Genomic DNA, 15,844 nt, shown 5'->3' with positions numbered 1-15,844 from the left:
GGTGGCCACCTTGGAAAACAAAGATTCACATCTCATTGAACATCTTGATGAACTTCGGCAACGAATGATTAAAACTTTGATAGCCTTCGTTATCTTTTTCGTTGGTGCGTTAGTTTTTGTTGAAGACATATATAGTTGGATAATTAAAGATCTTGGGAGGGATTTAGCTATCCTGGGACCAAGTGATATTTTATGGGTGTATACGATTATTTCGTTTGTTTTTGCCATTGCGGCTACGATTCCTGCAGTTGCCTATCAGACTTGGGAATTTATAGCACCTGCCCTGACATAAGAAGAACGCAAAGGGACTCAAACGTTTATCCCAGGATATTTCATTTTGTTTATTGTCGGAATCTCTTTTGGATACTTTCTGTTATTTTCCATCTAGCTGGAATTTTTAACAAATATGTCAGCAGTGATTAGGAATTCTAAATCCAGTAAGGTTGGCAAAAGCGTGGAGATTATCCTATTTTTTTCTGGTAGTCGTAACAATTATGATTACTCCTCCGGATTTCATATTGGATATACTCGTCATTATTCCTTTACTGGTTCTTTACGAATTAAGTGTCACCATATCCAAGATTGCTTATAAGAAAAAGGTTGTAAGCGATGCATCAATGTGATAAGAAAATTCACACCTTGATTATGAAATAGGAGGTTTTTTTTTGTCGGACAAAGAGAAAAGTCAAATAGAAAAACAAGGTAGTACGAGACGTACCTTTTTAAAGAATTCCGGTTTAGCTGTTGGAGGGCTTATTTTAGGTGGAGCAGTTGGAAGCATGTTTGATAGAAATTCGGAAATTGGTGTGAAAACAGAACAGAAGAGTCAAACTCAAGCTAATAATCCGAATGAAGCCCTGATGTTTTTTTATCCAGAAGAATATCAGACGACAGCGGCAGCTGCAGAACGTATTTTCCCAAAGGACGATCTTGGACCAGGTGCTATGGAATTAAATGCGGCGATTTATATTGACCATCAACTCAACAGTGGGTGGGGCGTAAATGAAAAGGATTATAAACTTGGACCCTATTATAAGCCAGAGCCAACACAAGGTGAACAGAATAGACTTTACCGCAAAGATTTGTTCCGGCTAGGCTTAAAAGAATTGAATACATATAGCAACAAAAACTATAAAAAGAAATTTACAGAATTAGAGGCTAATGAACAGGATGAAGTGTTAGCTGCGTTCGAGAAAGGTAAAGCAAGTTCGCTTTCTGGTGCATCTTCATCGGCATTTTTCCAATTGTTAAGAACTTTGACCATTGAAGGTGTTTATGCAGATCCATTGTACGGAGGAAATAAGGAAATGCTAGGCTGGCAGATGCGAAAGTATCCTGGTTCTCGAATGAGTTATACAAAAGAAATCCAAAGTAAAGAATTTTTAAAGCTAGATCCAAATAGCCTTCAAAGTCATATGAAACATTCATGATAGAAAGGGATGAAAAACATGGCAAAAAAACTACCTAAGGTACCCGTCGTTGTTGTCGGGATGGGCTGGGCTGGAGGTATTATTGCCTCGGAATTAACAAAAGCAGGAATCAAAGTCGTTGGACTAGAGCGCGGGAAAGAACGGGATATGAGTGATTATTTAATGGTGCATGACGAACTGCGTTTCCAACATCGTGAAGAGTTAATGCAAGATTTATCAAAAGAAACTATTACACATCGTAATAACCAAAAAATGAGAGCACTCCCTATGCGTAATTATGGAACCTTTATCGTAGGTGAAGGTCTTGGAGGAGCTGGTAGTCACTGGAATGGACAGACCTACCGTTTTCTTCCTTATGATTTTGAAATTAAATCACTAACTGAAACAAGGTATGGTAAAAATAAAATTAAATCAGACTATCCGATTCAAGACTGGGGCATAACATATGACCAAATCGAACCATATTATGATACTTTTGAAAAAATGGCAGGAATATCTGGTGAAACTGTTAAGTTATATGGAAAACGCTCCAATCCTTATCCAACAGGACCGATGATAAAAACACCTGTATTAGCGGAATTCGAACAAGCAGCGAAGAAGCTTGGCTACAAACCATATATGATCCCATCTGCAAATCTATCAGAGAATTACGAGAACCCTGATGGCATTTCACGTTCAGCCTGTCAATATTGTGCATTTTGTGAAAACTTCGGTTGTGAGTATGGTGCAAAAGCAGATCCAGTTGTTACGGTCATTCCTGTTGCAAAAAAAACTGGTAACCTTGACCTGCGGACATACTCAAACGTCACCCGTATTTTAAATGATGGTACGAAAGCGACAGGTGTTATTTATGTAGACACCTTCACGGGTGAAGAATTCGAACAACCGGCAGAAGTAGTGGTCTTAGCGAGTTATGTATTTAATAATGTTAGACTTTTACTTAATTCAAATCTTGGAATACCCTATGATCCAAAAACCAGAAATGGTGTAATTGGTAAAAACTATTGTTACCAAGTGAGTTCAGGATATTCAAGCCTTTATTATAATGACCGTGAGTTCAATATATATGGAGGTGCAGGTGCATTAGGCATTGAGATTGCAGAATTTACAGGTGATAATTTTGACCATTCGGATGTAAACTTCCTTCACGGAGCAGGAATTCGTACAACCCAGTATGGGAATAGACCTATAGCAAATAATAACTCACCAATCGGAACACCTTCATGGGGTGCGGAATTTAAAAAGCAATCAATCAAATATGCCAATAGCATCCTGCAAGTCAAATCACAGGGTGCAAGTATGCCACACATACAAAACTACCTTGATCTGGACCCTACTTATAAAGATGTATACGGTATGCCTTTATTACGGATGACATATGATTATACTGCCCAAGACCGTGAGTTAGTAAAATACATGGCGAAAGTAACAAGATCGATTGCTAAAAAAATGGGTCCTGATCATATTGATACGGTCGCTGAACAAGCAGATTTCAACGTAAACACAGATACGAATACGCATAACACAGGCGGCGTCATCATGGGGGCTGATCCAAAAAATTCAGCAGTTAACACTTACCTGCAAATGTGGGACGCTGAAAATGTATTTGTTGCGGGTTCTTCAGCATTTCCTCATAACAGTTCGTTTAACCCAACTGGTACTTTAGGTGCTTTTTCATATAGAGCAGCAGAAGGGATTGTAAAGTACCTTAAAAAAGGTGGTTCCCTCGTATAAGACAGCTTTTCCTTTGACCTAAAAATAACATGACCTGTTCCCACAATAATTGGGGGCAGTTTTTTAATTTTAGGATGCTAAAAAAACAAACATGCATGGGCTCCATTTAAGACTAAGGGTATCGTTTAAGGTACATATTAAACTTAATACCAAAAACTAAAGATAAGGGGGTTTATAAAATGAAAGGCAAATCGAAAATCACTATTTTATCCGCATTACTTTCGGTAAGTTTTCTGTCAGCATGTAACGCCGGTAATAACGACTTTAATGATCAAGAGGAAGTAGATTATCGTCCTGTTCGAAATGACACGGACACGAATCCTAATAATAATGATGATGATAATCGATCATTCAAGCACGATGAAAACCCTGATCAAACAGATAAACAAATGGAAAAAGGCAATAATCTTGAATTTAATAAAACGAGAGGCGATTTATAGAACCTCTAATAAGAAGACAATATTTTATTTGGGATACCATTGGAAAAACGCCCATAATCCGATTATCCTCCAGTTTGACTTTACTTCTCATTCTTGCATAAATGTATTCCATGGAGTTGACATGATAAATGAAATTTAACAAGAAAAAAATCAACGTTGTAGATATTCAAAAAGCGAAGAAAAGCGTGTTTGCTACAGGGGTAGGAAATGCTATGGAGTGGTTTGATTTTGGCTTATATTCCTATTTGGCTGTTATCATCAGTCAAAATTTTTTTAGTGCTGTTGAGAATGATGAGCTAAAATTAGTGTTCACCTTTGCAACGTTTGCGATTGCCTTTTTAATGCGCCCAGTAGGGGGTATCATATTTGGTAAAATCGGAGATAAATTAGGAAGAAAAGTCGTTTTAACAACCACGATTATTTTGATGGCTTTTTCAACATTACTAATCGGTTTATTACCTACATATGATCAAATCGGTATATGGGCACCTATACTCTTATTAATAGCTAGAATTATTCAGGGTTTTTCAACAGGTGGCGAATACGCTGGTGCAATGGTCTATATTGCAGAATCTTCTCCAGACAATAAACGCAATATGCTTGGAAGTGGATTAGAAATTGGTACGCTCATTGGTTATATATTAGCTTCATTACTTGCCAGTACACTCTTTATCACTCTTTCCGATCAACAGATGGCCTCATGGGGTTGGAGAATACCGTTTCTACTCGGCTTACCTTTAGGGCTTATTGGATTGTACTTAAGAAAAAGTTTAGAAGAATCACCGATTTTTGAAAATGAACTTTCTGATGATGAAGCCCAAGATGAAAGCTTTCTATCTATTTTCAAAAATCACAAAAAGGATATTCTTGTATGTTTTGTAGCTGTTGCATTCTTTAATATTACAAGCTATATGCTATTATCATACATGCCTTCTTATTTAGATGAGATTATTGGATTATCCAGTACAGTAGGAACCCTATTAATTACGATACTAATGATTATTATGGTGCCACTTACTTTAATGTTTGGAAAGCTCAGTGATAAAATTGGAAATAAGACTGTTTTCTTAATCGGTTTAGGCGGTTTAAGTCTATTGTCTGCCCTTGCTTTTTATTTAATAAACTTGAATGCTTTAGTATTTATTTCGTTAGGTGTTCTAATTCTAGGTGTTCTGCTTTCAATTTATGAAGGCACAATGCCTGGATCGTTACCAACCATGTTCTATACTGATATTCGATATCGAACATTATCGGTGACCTTTAATGTCTCGGTTTCAATATTTGGTGGAACTACCCCTTTAGTTTCCACATGGTTAGTTCACAAAACGGGGAATAACTTAGCACCTGGTTTCTATCTAACAGCCGTGAATATTATCGGGTTTTTAGTGATATTATTCTTGTTCAATAGTACTTCAGGAAAATCGCTAAAAGGATCTTACCCAACAGTTGCTTCAAAATCTGAATTTCAAGAAGCTGTTGAAAATCCAAAAGATTCCCTATGGTGGAAAACGGAACAAAGAGAAAAATAAAAAAACACAATGGGAGGACTACTCGAAATACTGTCACTCAAACTTGAGCGTCTGTATTTCGGGTTTTGTGGTATTCACGAATAATAAAGTTGTTTAAAAGTGGAAAGAAGAATTAAAGGAAAGCGATAGAGTTTTTTAAAGAAATGGGTAACGAATAAGTTCCCTTTTCTCTTAGGGAACTGCTGGACAATCTACCCACTTATCCACCTGGGGCACATTGATGCAAATAAGGTAGAAGAGGTATCGGGATTTTAGGTTTGTTCGCTTTGATCCTTTAAAGGAAGAACAGATTAACGAGATGTATACTCGATAAACCCTTAATTAATGAAAAGATGTGAATTCAAATGGATATTACGAAAATTAGGGGATGATTAATAGTGACAGCCTTAAAACAACGGTTGCTATACCTTAAGCTTATTGGTACGGAACTAGTAATAATAGAAATACAAAATACGGTCTTTGCCGCTAGTTATAGCTATAGACAGTAACCCATATACAGAATGGTCTATATTTTAAGGGAAATTGACTGTGTTTTTTTGTTCTGTAATTATTTCAACATTGAGATATATTAATTTGAGATAATGTTGTTGACAGTGAATGGTATTCATGATAAATTATCTTTAAATAAAGATATATTAATTCAAGATAATAAGGAATACCTAATCAAACCCCCTATAATGAATAGCCATTCTTTTTGAAGGAAAAATATAGGGGATTAAGGAAAACGTTAAATATCCAAAAATTGAATCGTTTTAATGGGAGGAATAATGTATGAATGGTTTAAAAGGTATACACCACGTAACGGCCATAACAAGTAGTGCTGAAAAAAATTATGAATTTTTCACAAATATATTAGGCATGCGTTTAGTCAAGAAAACTGTTAACCAAGATGATATCCAAACCTATCACCTGTTTTTTGCCGACGATGTTGGCGGTGCGGGTACAGACATGACATTCTTCGATTTTCCCGGAATTCCTAAAGGAGTGCATGGTACTAATGAGATCTCCAAAACATCCTTCCGTGTACCGAATGATGCGGCATTGGAGTATTGGGTCAAGCGCTTCGACCGTTTAGAAGTAGGGAATACAGGAATCCAAGAACAGTTTGGCAAAAAGATCATTTCATTTGTGGATTTTGATGATCAGCAATATCAATTGATCTCAGATGAAAATAATGAAGGGGTTGCAGCTGGGGTTCCTTGGCAAAAAGGACCGATTCCTCTGGAACACGCTATTACAGGATTAGGACCAATTTTCATTCGTATCGCTAACTTTGATTACTTTAAAGAAATGATGGAAAAAGTCCTATTATTCAAAGAAATAGACAACGAAGGGTCATTTCACCTATTTGAAGTAGGGGAAGGTGGGAATGGTGCACAAGTGATCGTCGAGCATAATTCGATCCTTCCTCAGGCTCGGCAGGGATTTGGGACTGTTCACCATACAGCCTTCCGTGTTGAAGACCGTTCCGTTCTGGAAGAATGGATCAAACGAATGGAAAGCTTCCAATTTCATACGTCCGGTTATGTCGATCGTCACTTTTTTGAGTCGCTTTACGTACGAGTGGCACCGCAAATTTTATTCGAGTTTGCCACGGATGGTCCTGGATTTATGGGAGATGAGCCGTATGAAACGCTTGGGGAAAAGTTATCTTTACCACCGTTCTTGGAACCGAAAAGGGATCAAATCGAAAAGTTGGTCCGTCCAATTGATACAGTAAGAAGCACCAAGGAATTCATTAAAGAATAATTGCGAATGATATATTGGTTTATGCCCATACTAAAATAGGTAGAAATAAAAAATGGAATAATCATTTAAAATAGAAAAAATGTTCTGGAGGAATGAATCATGACAAAAGATTTTTACACGGCCATTAAAGAGAGACGTTCATATTATGGAATCAATAAAGAAGTCCAAGTATCGGATGAGAAAATTAAAGAAATAGTTGAATTTGCGGTAAAACACACGCCATCGGCTTTTAATTCCCAATCCTCCCGCCTTGTTGTTTTAACAGGATCGGCACATGATAAATTATGGGATATTACGACGCAGGCTTTAAGGAAAGCGGTTGGTGAGGGGGATTTCTCTGGCACTCAACAAAAAATGGATTCCTTTAAAGCGGGATATGGGTCAATATTATTCTTTGAAGATGAATCTGTTGTGAAATCACTTCAAGAACAATTTGCAACGTATGCCGATAACTTCCCAATCTGGTCACAACAAACATCAGGCATGCATCAATTAGTTGTTTGGACGGCACTTGAAGCAGAAGGATTGGGAGCAACTTTACAGCATTATAATCCTCTAATTGATGATGAAGTGAAAAAAGAATGGAATGTTCCAAGCAATTGGAAATTGATTGCGCAAATGCCATTTGGAAATCCAACAGCTCAACCGGGTGATAAAGAATTCAAACCACTTGAGGATCGTATCAAATTTTATAAATAAAGAGGAACGATAAGAGAAACTTTGTTGAGAGCCAATTCTAATTGGCTCTTTTTTGTTTGAGCTCATTTGCCCATATTTTTTCAGTTTTACAATAAGAAAAATATTTTCACTATTTTTTGTTTATTGCCGTGTGTGGAAAGTGACTATACATTATGTAAAAGTTTTATAAGTAATAATTCTCCTTTTTATTCAATTCATTGAAAATAAGAGCAAGTCCTTGCTCAAGTTTTTGTATATTTGTATTGGACACGTTGAGTTTTAATATTTTTTCCTGGTGAAAGCCATCTATATAATTTTGACCCATCGTCTCCACCAGTACTTGTTGATTCTGTAAGTTATTGATGAGGTGAGCACTATTTAAACGATGAGGCAGTACGATATGAGCGTTCATACATATGGATGCTGGCCGATAAAAGCCTGAAGCAGAGTGCTTTTCCAGAGCATCATATAGCAAGTTTGCACGCAATGAATAGGAAAGGCGCACTTGGTTTCTATGGTGTTTAAACATACCGCTTTTTATGTAGATTTCCAATGCTGCTTGTGAAATCATGGAACTATCAATATCAGACGTTCTTTTATATAGTTGGAAGCTCTCCGTTAATGGTTTAGGCAATACGGCAACACCTATGCGTAATCCTGGAAACATTATTTTTGAGAAGCTTTTTAAATAAATGACCATGTTATCGGTATCCTCGGAAAAAATAGGGTCTACCTTCATATTTTCTTCGAAATCTGCTAAATAATCATCTTCTACAATATAGACTCCATACTTCACTGCAAGTTTTAGTATCTCCACTCTTTCCATTTTAGAATAAGAAGTCCCTAACGGATTATGAAAACGAGGCATCGTATAAAAGAATTTGATTTCCTGATCACTAAAAATCCGTTCTAACTCCTCTAAATCAATACCTTCTGCTGTTCGTTCGATTCCTAGGACGGAAATCTTGTACGCTTTCAATTGCTCCACAAATAGATGATAACTAGGCTGCTCAACAAGTATATGAGTACGTTCATTAGGAAAGGGGATTAACGTTAATAAGGAAAGTGCTTGCTGCACGCCAGAAGTAATGAAAATCTGTTCTTCTTTTGCGAAAACCTGATACTGCTCTAATTGTTTTTGTATCACTTTAATTAAAGAGGGCAGTCCTTTTGGAGTGCCATAGATAAACAATTCTTGCTGATAGGTATCGATGGCTTTGTTAATGCAATGTTGAAAGTCATGATACGGAAATTGATGCCAAGCGGGAGCGGAGGTAACAAAGTCGATGTCCGTTGTGGGTTCGCTTTTACCATCAAATTCTTTTTGTACGACATAATATCCGCTTTTAGGAATGGCGTAGATTAAATGCCTCTTTTCCAATTCTTGCAGGGCTTTCAAGACTGTACTTTTACTACATTGATGTTGATCGCTTAATTGACGGATAGATGGGAGTTTAAAGCCCGCTTTGAGCCGTCCATTCTGGATGAGAAATTCAAATTCATTAAACAAAGCTACGTATTTTAGCATGAATACCTCCTAAAAACTGTACCGTTACAGATGCTCCTTATTTGTATTGTATCGTACTGGAACTTTTAATACGATACTAACAACCGGCCGGGTGTTGAAAAGGAGGATTAATCAATATGACAGAAAATAAAAAAGCCTATCTTGCGGCGATACTATATGCCATTATTATTGGATTTTCATTTATCTTTACAAAAATATCATTAATGGAAGCTAGTCCGCTAGATACATTGGCACATCGATTTACGATGGCTTTGTTGATCGCCATAATTTTTAAGCTATTAAGGAGGACATCAGTGAAAATGAGCGCAAAGGATACTGTGAAAATTCTTCCGTTGGTGTTCCTTTATCCAATTTTATTCTTTATTTTTCAAGTGTTTGGTCTCATTTATACCTCATCTTCAGAAGCGGGTATTATCCAAGCGACCATACCAATTTTTACGTTAATATCAGCTTCATTATTTTTGAAAGAATACGCAGGTAGAGCTCAGAAATTTTTTCTTTGTTTATCTGTTATGGGGGTTATCTTTATCTTTGTCATGAATGACTTGCAACATGCGGCTCACAGTTTGAAAGGAACGATCCTGATCTTATTATCCTCGATTGCCGCCGCTCTTTATAATGTGATAGCGAGGAAGGTAACAAAGCAATATTCACTATTTACGTTAACTTATGTGATGACTTTCTTTGGTTTTGTGACCTTTAATAGTTTGGCCGTCATTAACCATATAATTAACCATTCCATCAGCAGCTTTTTAATACCCTTCACAAGTAGTGCATTCCTCATTTCAATCGTATATCTTGGGGTATTATCGTCTTTGCTTACTGCTTTTTTATCAAACTATTCATTATCTATATTACCAGCATCTAAAATGAGCGTTTTTAGTAATTTAGCGACATTGATTACGATAATGGCAGGGGTGATTTTCTTACATGAATCGGTTCATTATTATCATGTAATAGGTGCAATGATCATTCTTGCTGGGGTAATCGGCACGAATTATTTTGGTGGAATTCAATCCAAGCATAATAGTAAGACTTTTGCCGACCCATTGCTGAAAAGGGAGGTAAAGTAATGAATAAATATGTATTGTTATTCTTGATTAGTGGTATATGGGGATCTCAATTTTTCTTTATTGCATTAGTCATAGAAAATGTTGGGGTTATTACATTATCAGCCATCAAAGCATGCATCGGCGGTATCTGTTTACTCTTCTTTGGTTTGTTTTTATCAAAAGAAGAGCGAAAAGTACCCAGGGGTTATTATAAATGGTATATTATCATTGCTTTTTTCGAGGTTGTACTCCCATTCGTTTTTATTGCACAAGGCCAGAAATCGGTGCCTAGCAGCATCGCAGCGGTGCTGATTGGAATGGTTCCCATCTTTACCATCCTTTTTTTATTAGCATTTTTCAAAAGAAAAAGCACAAGGCCGTAGATTACAAGTATCCTATTCGGATTTGCAGGTATTGTCTTCCTTTCCTGGCCGACACAAGGAATCCAAGACCTTTCTAACAGTATTCAAGGGAACATCCTCATGATATTGGCAGCTATGAGTTTTGGATTATCATTGATTTTCATGGAGAAATTAAACGAGGGTTCTTCCGTCATTCATATGAGAAATGTATTACTGATTGCCAGTGCATTGCTCATACCCATGTCCCTTTTGTTTGAGCAATCTTTCAAATTGGATATAGCACGATCTCAATCCATCTACTTAGCGATTTTAGGCATTTTTCATGCAGGGGTTGTTTATGCATTATTTAACAGGCTGATTCGGCAAGAAGGCGCATTATTTACTTCATATAGTAATTATATAGTGCCAGTCATCGGAATGATTTTAGGGTTTTTCTTTTTACATGAAGCGTTGTCCATTCATCAATTGATTGGAATGGCTATAATAATGATGTCATTAGTTTTTTTAGACGAAAAAATAATTATCAAATTGAAACGAAAGTAGTATTTTTTTATTATATGTGCTAATGTCCGTTATCTTTAATCGTACTAATATTCGTATATATAACGAAACCAAATTGAAAAATGGGCACCAGGTTTAATATTTTTGTAAGATCATTTTTAGTTTTTTGATCCGCAAATGATTATATAGTAAAAGAAGCATCTGCCGAGGTTAACGCAGATGCTTTTCTTTTAAAAGGGGTAACTGATTTATTGGGGCTAACCAGTAATAAATGCTTATATTTTTAGTTTTTCTGCATTAGATAGTGATGTATTTTCCTCCATCTTCATTATATTAAATCCACTCCAGGCAAACATAAGGGAGGCTATGTAAAAGATGCTGCCGATCGTTAAAAAGTCGACTAAATATCCGGTTGCAATCACCGCAGCTGCAGCACCGACGGATGTCCAAACATGGTAGTTCCCGATTTCCTCACCCGCGGTTTTCTTCGCTACATATCTTGCCAGTACCGTTTTTTCCGTGTTTCTTTGTACTGCCCCAAGTACTCCCATAATGATTTGCAGGAGATAGACATGCCAAATTTCATATGCGAGTGGAAAGGCAAGCAGGATAAGTGCCATCCCCCATGAATAGATAAGGAGAAATGCTTTGTCACCTGTTTTGTCAGTGAATTTTCCGATTAAAGGATAGCTAAGCGCTGCAGTCAATGAGAATATTCCATATGCCCACCCGAATTGCGAATAACTGGTGCCCACATTTTTGATTAGCAAAATATAAAAGGGGAAAATCATGCTGGCAGCCATTCCAACCGTGCCTTGGTAAAAAACAAAACGTTTATAATTCATGGATGATACTCCTCATAGAAAAGATTCATGAAGCGATTATCAGGATCATATTTCTTCTTTAATTGAAAGAATTCCTCAGTACGCGGATACGCTTCAAATAATTGTGTCTTGGTTGGATACCCATAATAGGGCAGATAGTAGCTGCCGTTATGGTCAAGCGTCATATCGATCATGTTACGGATGACCCTTCCTGTATTATCCTTGCTTTCGTCATCTGTCCCTTGATTGATGAGCATCACTAAAGCGAACATATCATCCTTGGCATAGGACATGAGTGATTCATCATTATGTTCCACATAACGAATTGTGATATTTAATAAATTAAAATCTTTCTCATCAGATAAGGTTCTTCTTAAGTCATCGATATAATCAGCAAATTGATCAATCGGAACGAAGTATTCTTGCAGCACTTCAGTTTTGGTGGGGTTGCTGTAATCCATGAATGCAGAATCCGACCGCATCACATTATTCCTCGAAACCAAGTTGCCATCAATATTGGCCGTGTAGGCTTTTTGAGTTTCCCAAAACCTCTTTTTACCCCAGTCATTATAACGTGAGAGACCAAGAAAGAATTTAGGCACGGCAATGATCGTTTCCCGTTTGAGAGTATCGTAGTCAGATAGCCTTGTTTGGTCATTTGCCCTATAATAATCCGTTACATACATTTCATCCAAATAGGAGCCAGGAGCAACAGATATTCTTGCAAGATGCATTTTAACATCATTGTTTTGAAGAACTTCTCTTTTAAAGTACGATGTATATTCATCATAATGAAGTGATTTAGTTTTAATGTTATAAAGTTCGTCATCGGTAAGGTGGAGTGTTACATCGAGTATGACTCCAAACAATCCATACCCGCCAATAACCGTATGGAAGAGCTCCGGATTTTCTTCACGGCTCACTGTTAGGATTTGTCCTTTTGCGTCAAGCAATCTAAAAGATTCCACGGTTTCTATCAAGGCATGATGACGGATATCCCGGCCATGGACATTAACGCTCAAAGAACCGCCAATGGTAAAAATGTTTTGAGATTGACTGACCTTCAGTGCAAGTCCATATGGGTTGATGTATTCCTGAAGAGCAGCCCAGGTTGCTCCGCTTTGGACCGTGATGCGTTTTTCTTTTACATCCAAATCAAGTATTTTATCATAGTTTTTCATATCGAGCAGGATCCCGTTTGGATATAATGTCTGCCCTCCTTGGCTATGCTGCATTCCGGCAATGGAAATGGGATCATCGTTTTTTTCGGCATCCAAAACGACTTTTTTGATTTCTTCTTCACTATCTTCTGCCTTAATCATTTTCATTTTAACTGGCATCAGACGGCTTATATCTTTGGCGATAGGGTGGTCAAGCTTGAAATTAAAAGTCTGCAGCGATAATCCAAATAATAGTGCATATAGGGTGATAAATAAAAATCGTTTCATGATATCTGGCATTCTACTCCTCGTTTCATTTGGTTGACACTTAATTGAAATAAAAATGTATGAACCTTATATATTAATGGACTTTCCCTGACCATTCAGTGAGATTGGGGTTAATATTGAATAAAATATCAAATATTTAGAAATGAATCTTTTGATTTATGTATTAGTTCTTGGTTTTTAGCCCATTAATGATTGTTTTGGTTAGCGGTATGGATAGTGATTCCAAGCTTTGTTCTGAGTTGTTTAATCCCCAATGATAGATGATTCCCATCAGGCTTTGGATGATAAGTTGTGAAATTTCATTAACTGATTGGTCAGTGCCAATGTCGTTTTGTTCTTTCGCCTCTTCAATTAATGAACGAATGATTTTGAAGAGTGAGCGGTTTGAATTTAAAAAGTAAGTATGTTCTTTCGAATCTAAAGCGGAACTGTAAATCACTTTCATTAAATCTTTGCCCATTTCTACTTCCAGAAAACGCATCAATTTGCGAATGAAAATAAACAATTTCTCGGTAGCGTCCATATCGACTGGGAACGAACGGAAGACTTCGCGATAGTAATCATCGACTTCTATGAATCTCACTAAAAAAATGTCCGATTTCGCTGAAAAGTGTTGGTAAAATGACCCTTTTGATGTGCCGCTTTTTTTCACGATTTCATCAACGGTAACTTTATCGTAACCTTTTTCGCTAAATAGCTTTAGAGATATTTGTAAAATTTTTTCACGAGTCTTTTCTCCCCTAAGTTGTTTCTTTCTGGGTTCAATCATAAAAAACCTCCAAATGATAATTGACAGAATATTCCTATATAGTTTAATATCAGACTACAGTCTAGTTAATGATTGCTGGTCTATTTAATCTAACGTAGATCTTGAATAATCACAACGCTATCTTAAATGGTTTTCGTACATCCGGAAAGCGCTTACAAAGCTTTGGGGTCAAGTATGGGGAAGGTTAATTCAGTTTAAATTGGAGGTTTTTCAAGGATTCCTATACAATCGGTTACTGTCTTGCAGAAAGGCTTATTCCTCTTTAGCCCTGAGTATATGGATTGTATTTATAATATTGTTGGATTCAGTATATGTAAATGGAGGGTGGTGGTTTTCAGGATAAATTGAGAGCTAGGAATGAACCAGAGTGTCGGGAAGCTGGAAAAGAGTTGTACGGTAAACTTTTTTGGGAAATAGTAGCATGAAAAGGGAGGAAATAATCTTGAATCATTCCAGTGGTGAAATAGAGAAACGAACGATCAGTAAGACGATGAAACGCATTCTTCCATTTATCTTGCTCCTTTATATCATTGCTTACTTGGACAGGGTCAATTTAGGCTATGCTGCTTTACAAATGAATGCAGAATTAGCCTTATCCGCTGAAGTTTTTGGATTGCTTTCTGGTATTTTCTTCATCGGCTATTTCTTTTTTGAAGTCCCTAGCAACATGATCATGCATAAAGTGGGAGCTCGGATATGGATTGCCCGTATAATGATTTCGTGGGGGCTTGTGGTAATATTAACAGGATTTGCCCAAACAACGATGCATTTATATATTCTCCGTTTTTTATTAGGTGTTGCTGAAGCTGGTTTTTTCCCAGGTATAATTTTGTATTTAACTTATTGGTTCAGGGCCCGCGAAAGAGGACGGGCAACAGCGGTTTTGCTCTTAGCCCTACCGATTGGCGGATTGATTGGTGCGCCTGTGTCGACATGGATTCTTGACAATATTTCCTGGTTCGGTATGGCAGGGTGGAGATGGATGTTCATTCTTGAAGGCATTCCGGCCATTATTATAGGAATTGTTGTTGTTTTCTATTTAACTAATAGACCGTCTAACGCTAAATGGTTATCAAAGGAAGAAAGTGATTGGTTAGAAGGCGAATTGAGTGCGGAAAGAAAAGTTAGCTCGAAAATAAATAAAGTCACGAAGCTTGATATGCTGAAAGATTCGAAAATCTGGAAGTTGGCTCTTTTTTATTTTGCAGGATACACATCCATCTATGGATTGTCATTCTGGATGCCAACCATCATAAAATCTTTATCGGAAAACGCAACAACTAATTTAGAAATAGGCTGGTTAGCGATGATTCCATCGTTAGTCGGTATACCTGCAGTTATGTTTGTAGGCTGGAATTCAGATCGGACCAATGAACATAAAACACATTTGCTAGTTTGCCTTATGATAGCGGTTGTCGGATTTATCGGGTGCGGCTTTTCAAATAGTGTTTTTATGATGGTGCTTATGTTAACGATTACATCTTTCGGGTTATACGGGTTCAGTGGATGTTTCTTTGCCTATATGACATTTTTCTTCACTGAGTCCACTGCCCCAGTTGGAATAGCCATAGTCAATTCATTTGCGGCTTTAGGCGGTTTTGTAGGACCGATGATTCTCGGAACTGTTGCCTTTACTCAAGGAATGTTTATTTTATCTGGATTACTTATAATAGGTGTCATCACCCTATTATCATTAAAATTGTCGGATGCTTCAGATGAAAACATAGGTAAAGAAGTTGAAGTCAATATTAATCGATTATAGAGGTTCTAAATGTATTGAAGATTAAAAGTGATTAAAAA

Annotated in this window: 14 protein-coding genes and 1 pseudogene; 11 read left to right on the top strand and 4 right to left on the bottom strand. The window is 37.0% G+C overall.

The window, feature by feature from the left end; genetic code table 11:
- The first annotated feature begins 10 nt into the window (after positions 1-10).
- The 7 genes and pseudogenes from tatC (at position 11) to A6755_RS16540 (ending at position 7,581) form a co-directional block, all read left to right on the top strand.
- A pseudogene (gene tatC / locus A6755_RS16570) lies at positions 11-623 on the top strand (twin-arginine translocase subunit TatC).
- A gap of 42 nt (positions 624-665) precedes the next feature.
- Positions 666-1,430: a gluconate 2-dehydrogenase subunit 3 family protein gene (locus A6755_RS16565; protein WP_063591364.1), complete on the top strand. Its 765-nt coding sequence runs from the start codon at positions 666-668 to the stop codon at positions 1,428-1,430.
- A gap of 18 nt (positions 1,431-1,448) precedes the next feature.
- Entirely contained in the window at positions 1,449-3,164 is a 1,716-nt protein-coding gene (locus A6755_RS16560; RefSeq protein ID WP_063591363.1) for a GMC family oxidoreductase, read from the top strand.
- 179 nt (positions 3,165-3,343) lie between these two features.
- On the top strand, positions 3,344-3,604 hold the full coding sequence (locus A6755_RS16555) for a hypothetical protein (protein ID WP_063591362.1): 261 nt from the start codon (positions 3,344-3,346) through the stop codon (positions 3,602-3,604).
- Positions 3,605-3,732: 128 nt separating this feature from the next.
- The gene (locus tag A6755_RS16550) at positions 3,733-5,133 is read left to right on the top strand and encodes an MFS transporter (protein ID WP_063591361.1); all 1,401 of its coding nucleotides are present in this window, start codon (positions 3,733-3,735) and stop codon (positions 5,131-5,133) included.
- Between the two features lie 771 nt (positions 5,134-5,904).
- Positions 5,905-6,882: a ring-cleaving dioxygenase gene (locus A6755_RS16545; RefSeq protein ID WP_063591360.1), complete on the top strand. Its 978-nt coding sequence runs from the start codon at positions 5,905-5,907 to the stop codon at positions 6,880-6,882.
- 99 nt (positions 6,883-6,981) lie between these two features.
- Positions 6,982-7,581: a nitroreductase family protein gene (locus A6755_RS16540; protein ID WP_057275982.1), complete on the top strand. Its 600-nt coding sequence runs from the start codon at positions 6,982-6,984 to the stop codon at positions 7,579-7,581.
- A gap of 163 nt (positions 7,582-7,744) precedes the next feature.
- On the opposite strand, the gene A6755_RS16535 is transcribed toward A6755_RS16540, so the two are convergent.
- Positions 7,745-9,088, bottom strand: a complete 1,344-nt coding sequence (locus A6755_RS16535; RefSeq protein ID WP_063591359.1) for an aminotransferase-like domain-containing protein — start codon at positions 9,086-9,088, stop codon at positions 7,745-7,747.
- Between the two features lie 116 nt (positions 9,089-9,204).
- On the opposite strand from A6755_RS16535, the gene A6755_RS16530 reads away from it, so the two are divergent.
- The 3 genes from A6755_RS16530 to A6755_RS26170 all read left to right on the top strand — a co-directional run bounded on the left by A6755_RS16530 (position 9,205) and on the right by A6755_RS26170 (position 11,045).
- Complete coding sequence (locus A6755_RS16530) at positions 9,205-10,161, top strand: DMT family transporter (protein WP_063591358.1); 957 nt, start codon at positions 9,205-9,207, stop codon at positions 10,159-10,161.
- On the top strand, positions 10,161-10,523 hold the full coding sequence (locus A6755_RS26175) for a DMT family transporter (RefSeq protein WP_084737840.1): 363 nt from the start codon (positions 10,161-10,163) through the stop codon (positions 10,521-10,523). Before A6755_RS16530 ends, A6755_RS26175 begins: the two co-directional genes overlap by 1 nt.
- 99 nt (positions 10,524-10,622) lie before the next feature.
- Complete coding sequence (locus A6755_RS26170; protein WP_084737838.1) at positions 10,623-11,045, top strand: DMT family transporter; 423 nt, start codon at positions 10,623-10,625, stop codon at positions 11,043-11,045.
- Positions 11,046-11,278: 233 nt separating this feature from the next.
- Here A6755_RS26170 and A6755_RS16520 read toward each other — a convergent pair whose 3' ends face one another.
- The 3 genes from A6755_RS16520 to A6755_RS16510 form a co-directional block, all read right to left on the bottom strand.
- Positions 11,279-11,848, bottom strand: coding sequence for an MFS transporter (locus tag A6755_RS16520; RefSeq protein ID WP_063591357.1), 570 nt, complete (start codon positions 11,846-11,848; stop codon positions 11,279-11,281).
- A complete protein-coding gene (locus A6755_RS16515; protein ID WP_377307342.1) occupies positions 11,845-13,287 on the bottom strand; it encodes an FAD-binding protein in 1,443 nt (480 codons plus the stop codon). Before A6755_RS16515 ends, A6755_RS16520 begins: the two co-directional genes overlap by 4 nt.
- A 151-nt stretch (positions 13,288-13,438) precedes the next feature.
- The gene (locus A6755_RS16510; RefSeq protein WP_034312657.1) at positions 13,439-14,044 is read right to left on the bottom strand and encodes a TetR/AcrR family transcriptional regulator; all 606 of its coding nucleotides are present in this window, start codon (positions 14,042-14,044) and stop codon (positions 13,439-13,441) included.
- Between the two features lie 442 nt (positions 14,045-14,486).
- On the opposite strand from A6755_RS16510, the gene A6755_RS16505 reads away from it, so the two are divergent.
- Positions 14,487-15,806, top strand: a complete 1,320-nt coding sequence (locus A6755_RS16505) for an MFS transporter (RefSeq protein WP_063592588.1) — start codon at positions 14,487-14,489, stop codon at positions 15,804-15,806.
- Positions 15,807-15,844 lie beyond the last annotated feature (38 nt).

Origin of the sequence: Peribacillus frigoritolerans, from assembly GCF_001636405.1 — a bacterium.
Taxonomy (GTDB): domain Bacteria; phylum Bacillota; class Bacilli; order Bacillales; family DSM-1321; genus Peribacillus; species Peribacillus frigoritolerans.
This window is presented reverse-complemented; position numbering and strand designations above follow the sequence as displayed.

Coding starts and splice junctions, on each gene's coding strand:
- A6755_RS16560 (WP_063591363.1), top strand. CDS start 1,449: ATGGCAAAAAAACTACCTAAGGTACCCGTCGTTGTTGTCGGGATGGGC.
- A6755_RS16555 (WP_063591362.1), top strand. CDS start 3,344: ATGAAAGGCAAATCGAAAATCACTATTTTATCCGCATTACTTTCGGTA.
- A6755_RS16550 (WP_063591361.1), top strand. CDS start 3,733: ATGAAATTTAACAAGAAAAAAATCAACGTTGTAGATATTCAAAAAGCG.
- A6755_RS16545 (WP_063591360.1), top strand. CDS start 5,905: ATGAATGGTTTAAAAGGTATACACCACGTAACGGCCATAACAAGTAGT.
- A6755_RS16540 (WP_057275982.1), top strand. CDS start 6,982: ATGACAAAAGATTTTTACACGGCCATTAAAGAGAGACGTTCATATTAT.
- A6755_RS16535 (WP_063591359.1), bottom strand. CDS start 9,088: ATGCTAAAATACGTAGCTTTGTTTAATGAATTTGAATTTCTCATCCAG.
- A6755_RS16530 (WP_063591358.1), top strand. CDS start 9,205: ATGACAGAAAATAAAAAAGCCTATCTTGCGGCGATACTATATGCCATT.
- A6755_RS26175 (WP_084737840.1), top strand. CDS start 10,161: ATGAATAAATATGTATTGTTATTCTTGATTAGTGGTATATGGGGATCT.
- A6755_RS26170 (WP_084737838.1), top strand. CDS start 10,623: ATGATATTGGCAGCTATGAGTTTTGGATTATCATTGATTTTCATGGAG.
- A6755_RS16520 (WP_063591357.1), bottom strand. CDS start 11,848: ATGAATTATAAACGTTTTGTTTTTTACCAAGGCACGGTTGGAATGGCT.
- A6755_RS16515 (WP_377307342.1), bottom strand. CDS start 13,287: ATGCCAGATATCATGAAACGATTTTTATTTATCACCCTATATGCACTA.
- A6755_RS16510 (WP_034312657.1), bottom strand. CDS start 14,044: ATGATTGAACCCAGAAAGAAACAACTTAGGGGAGAAAAGACTCGTGAA.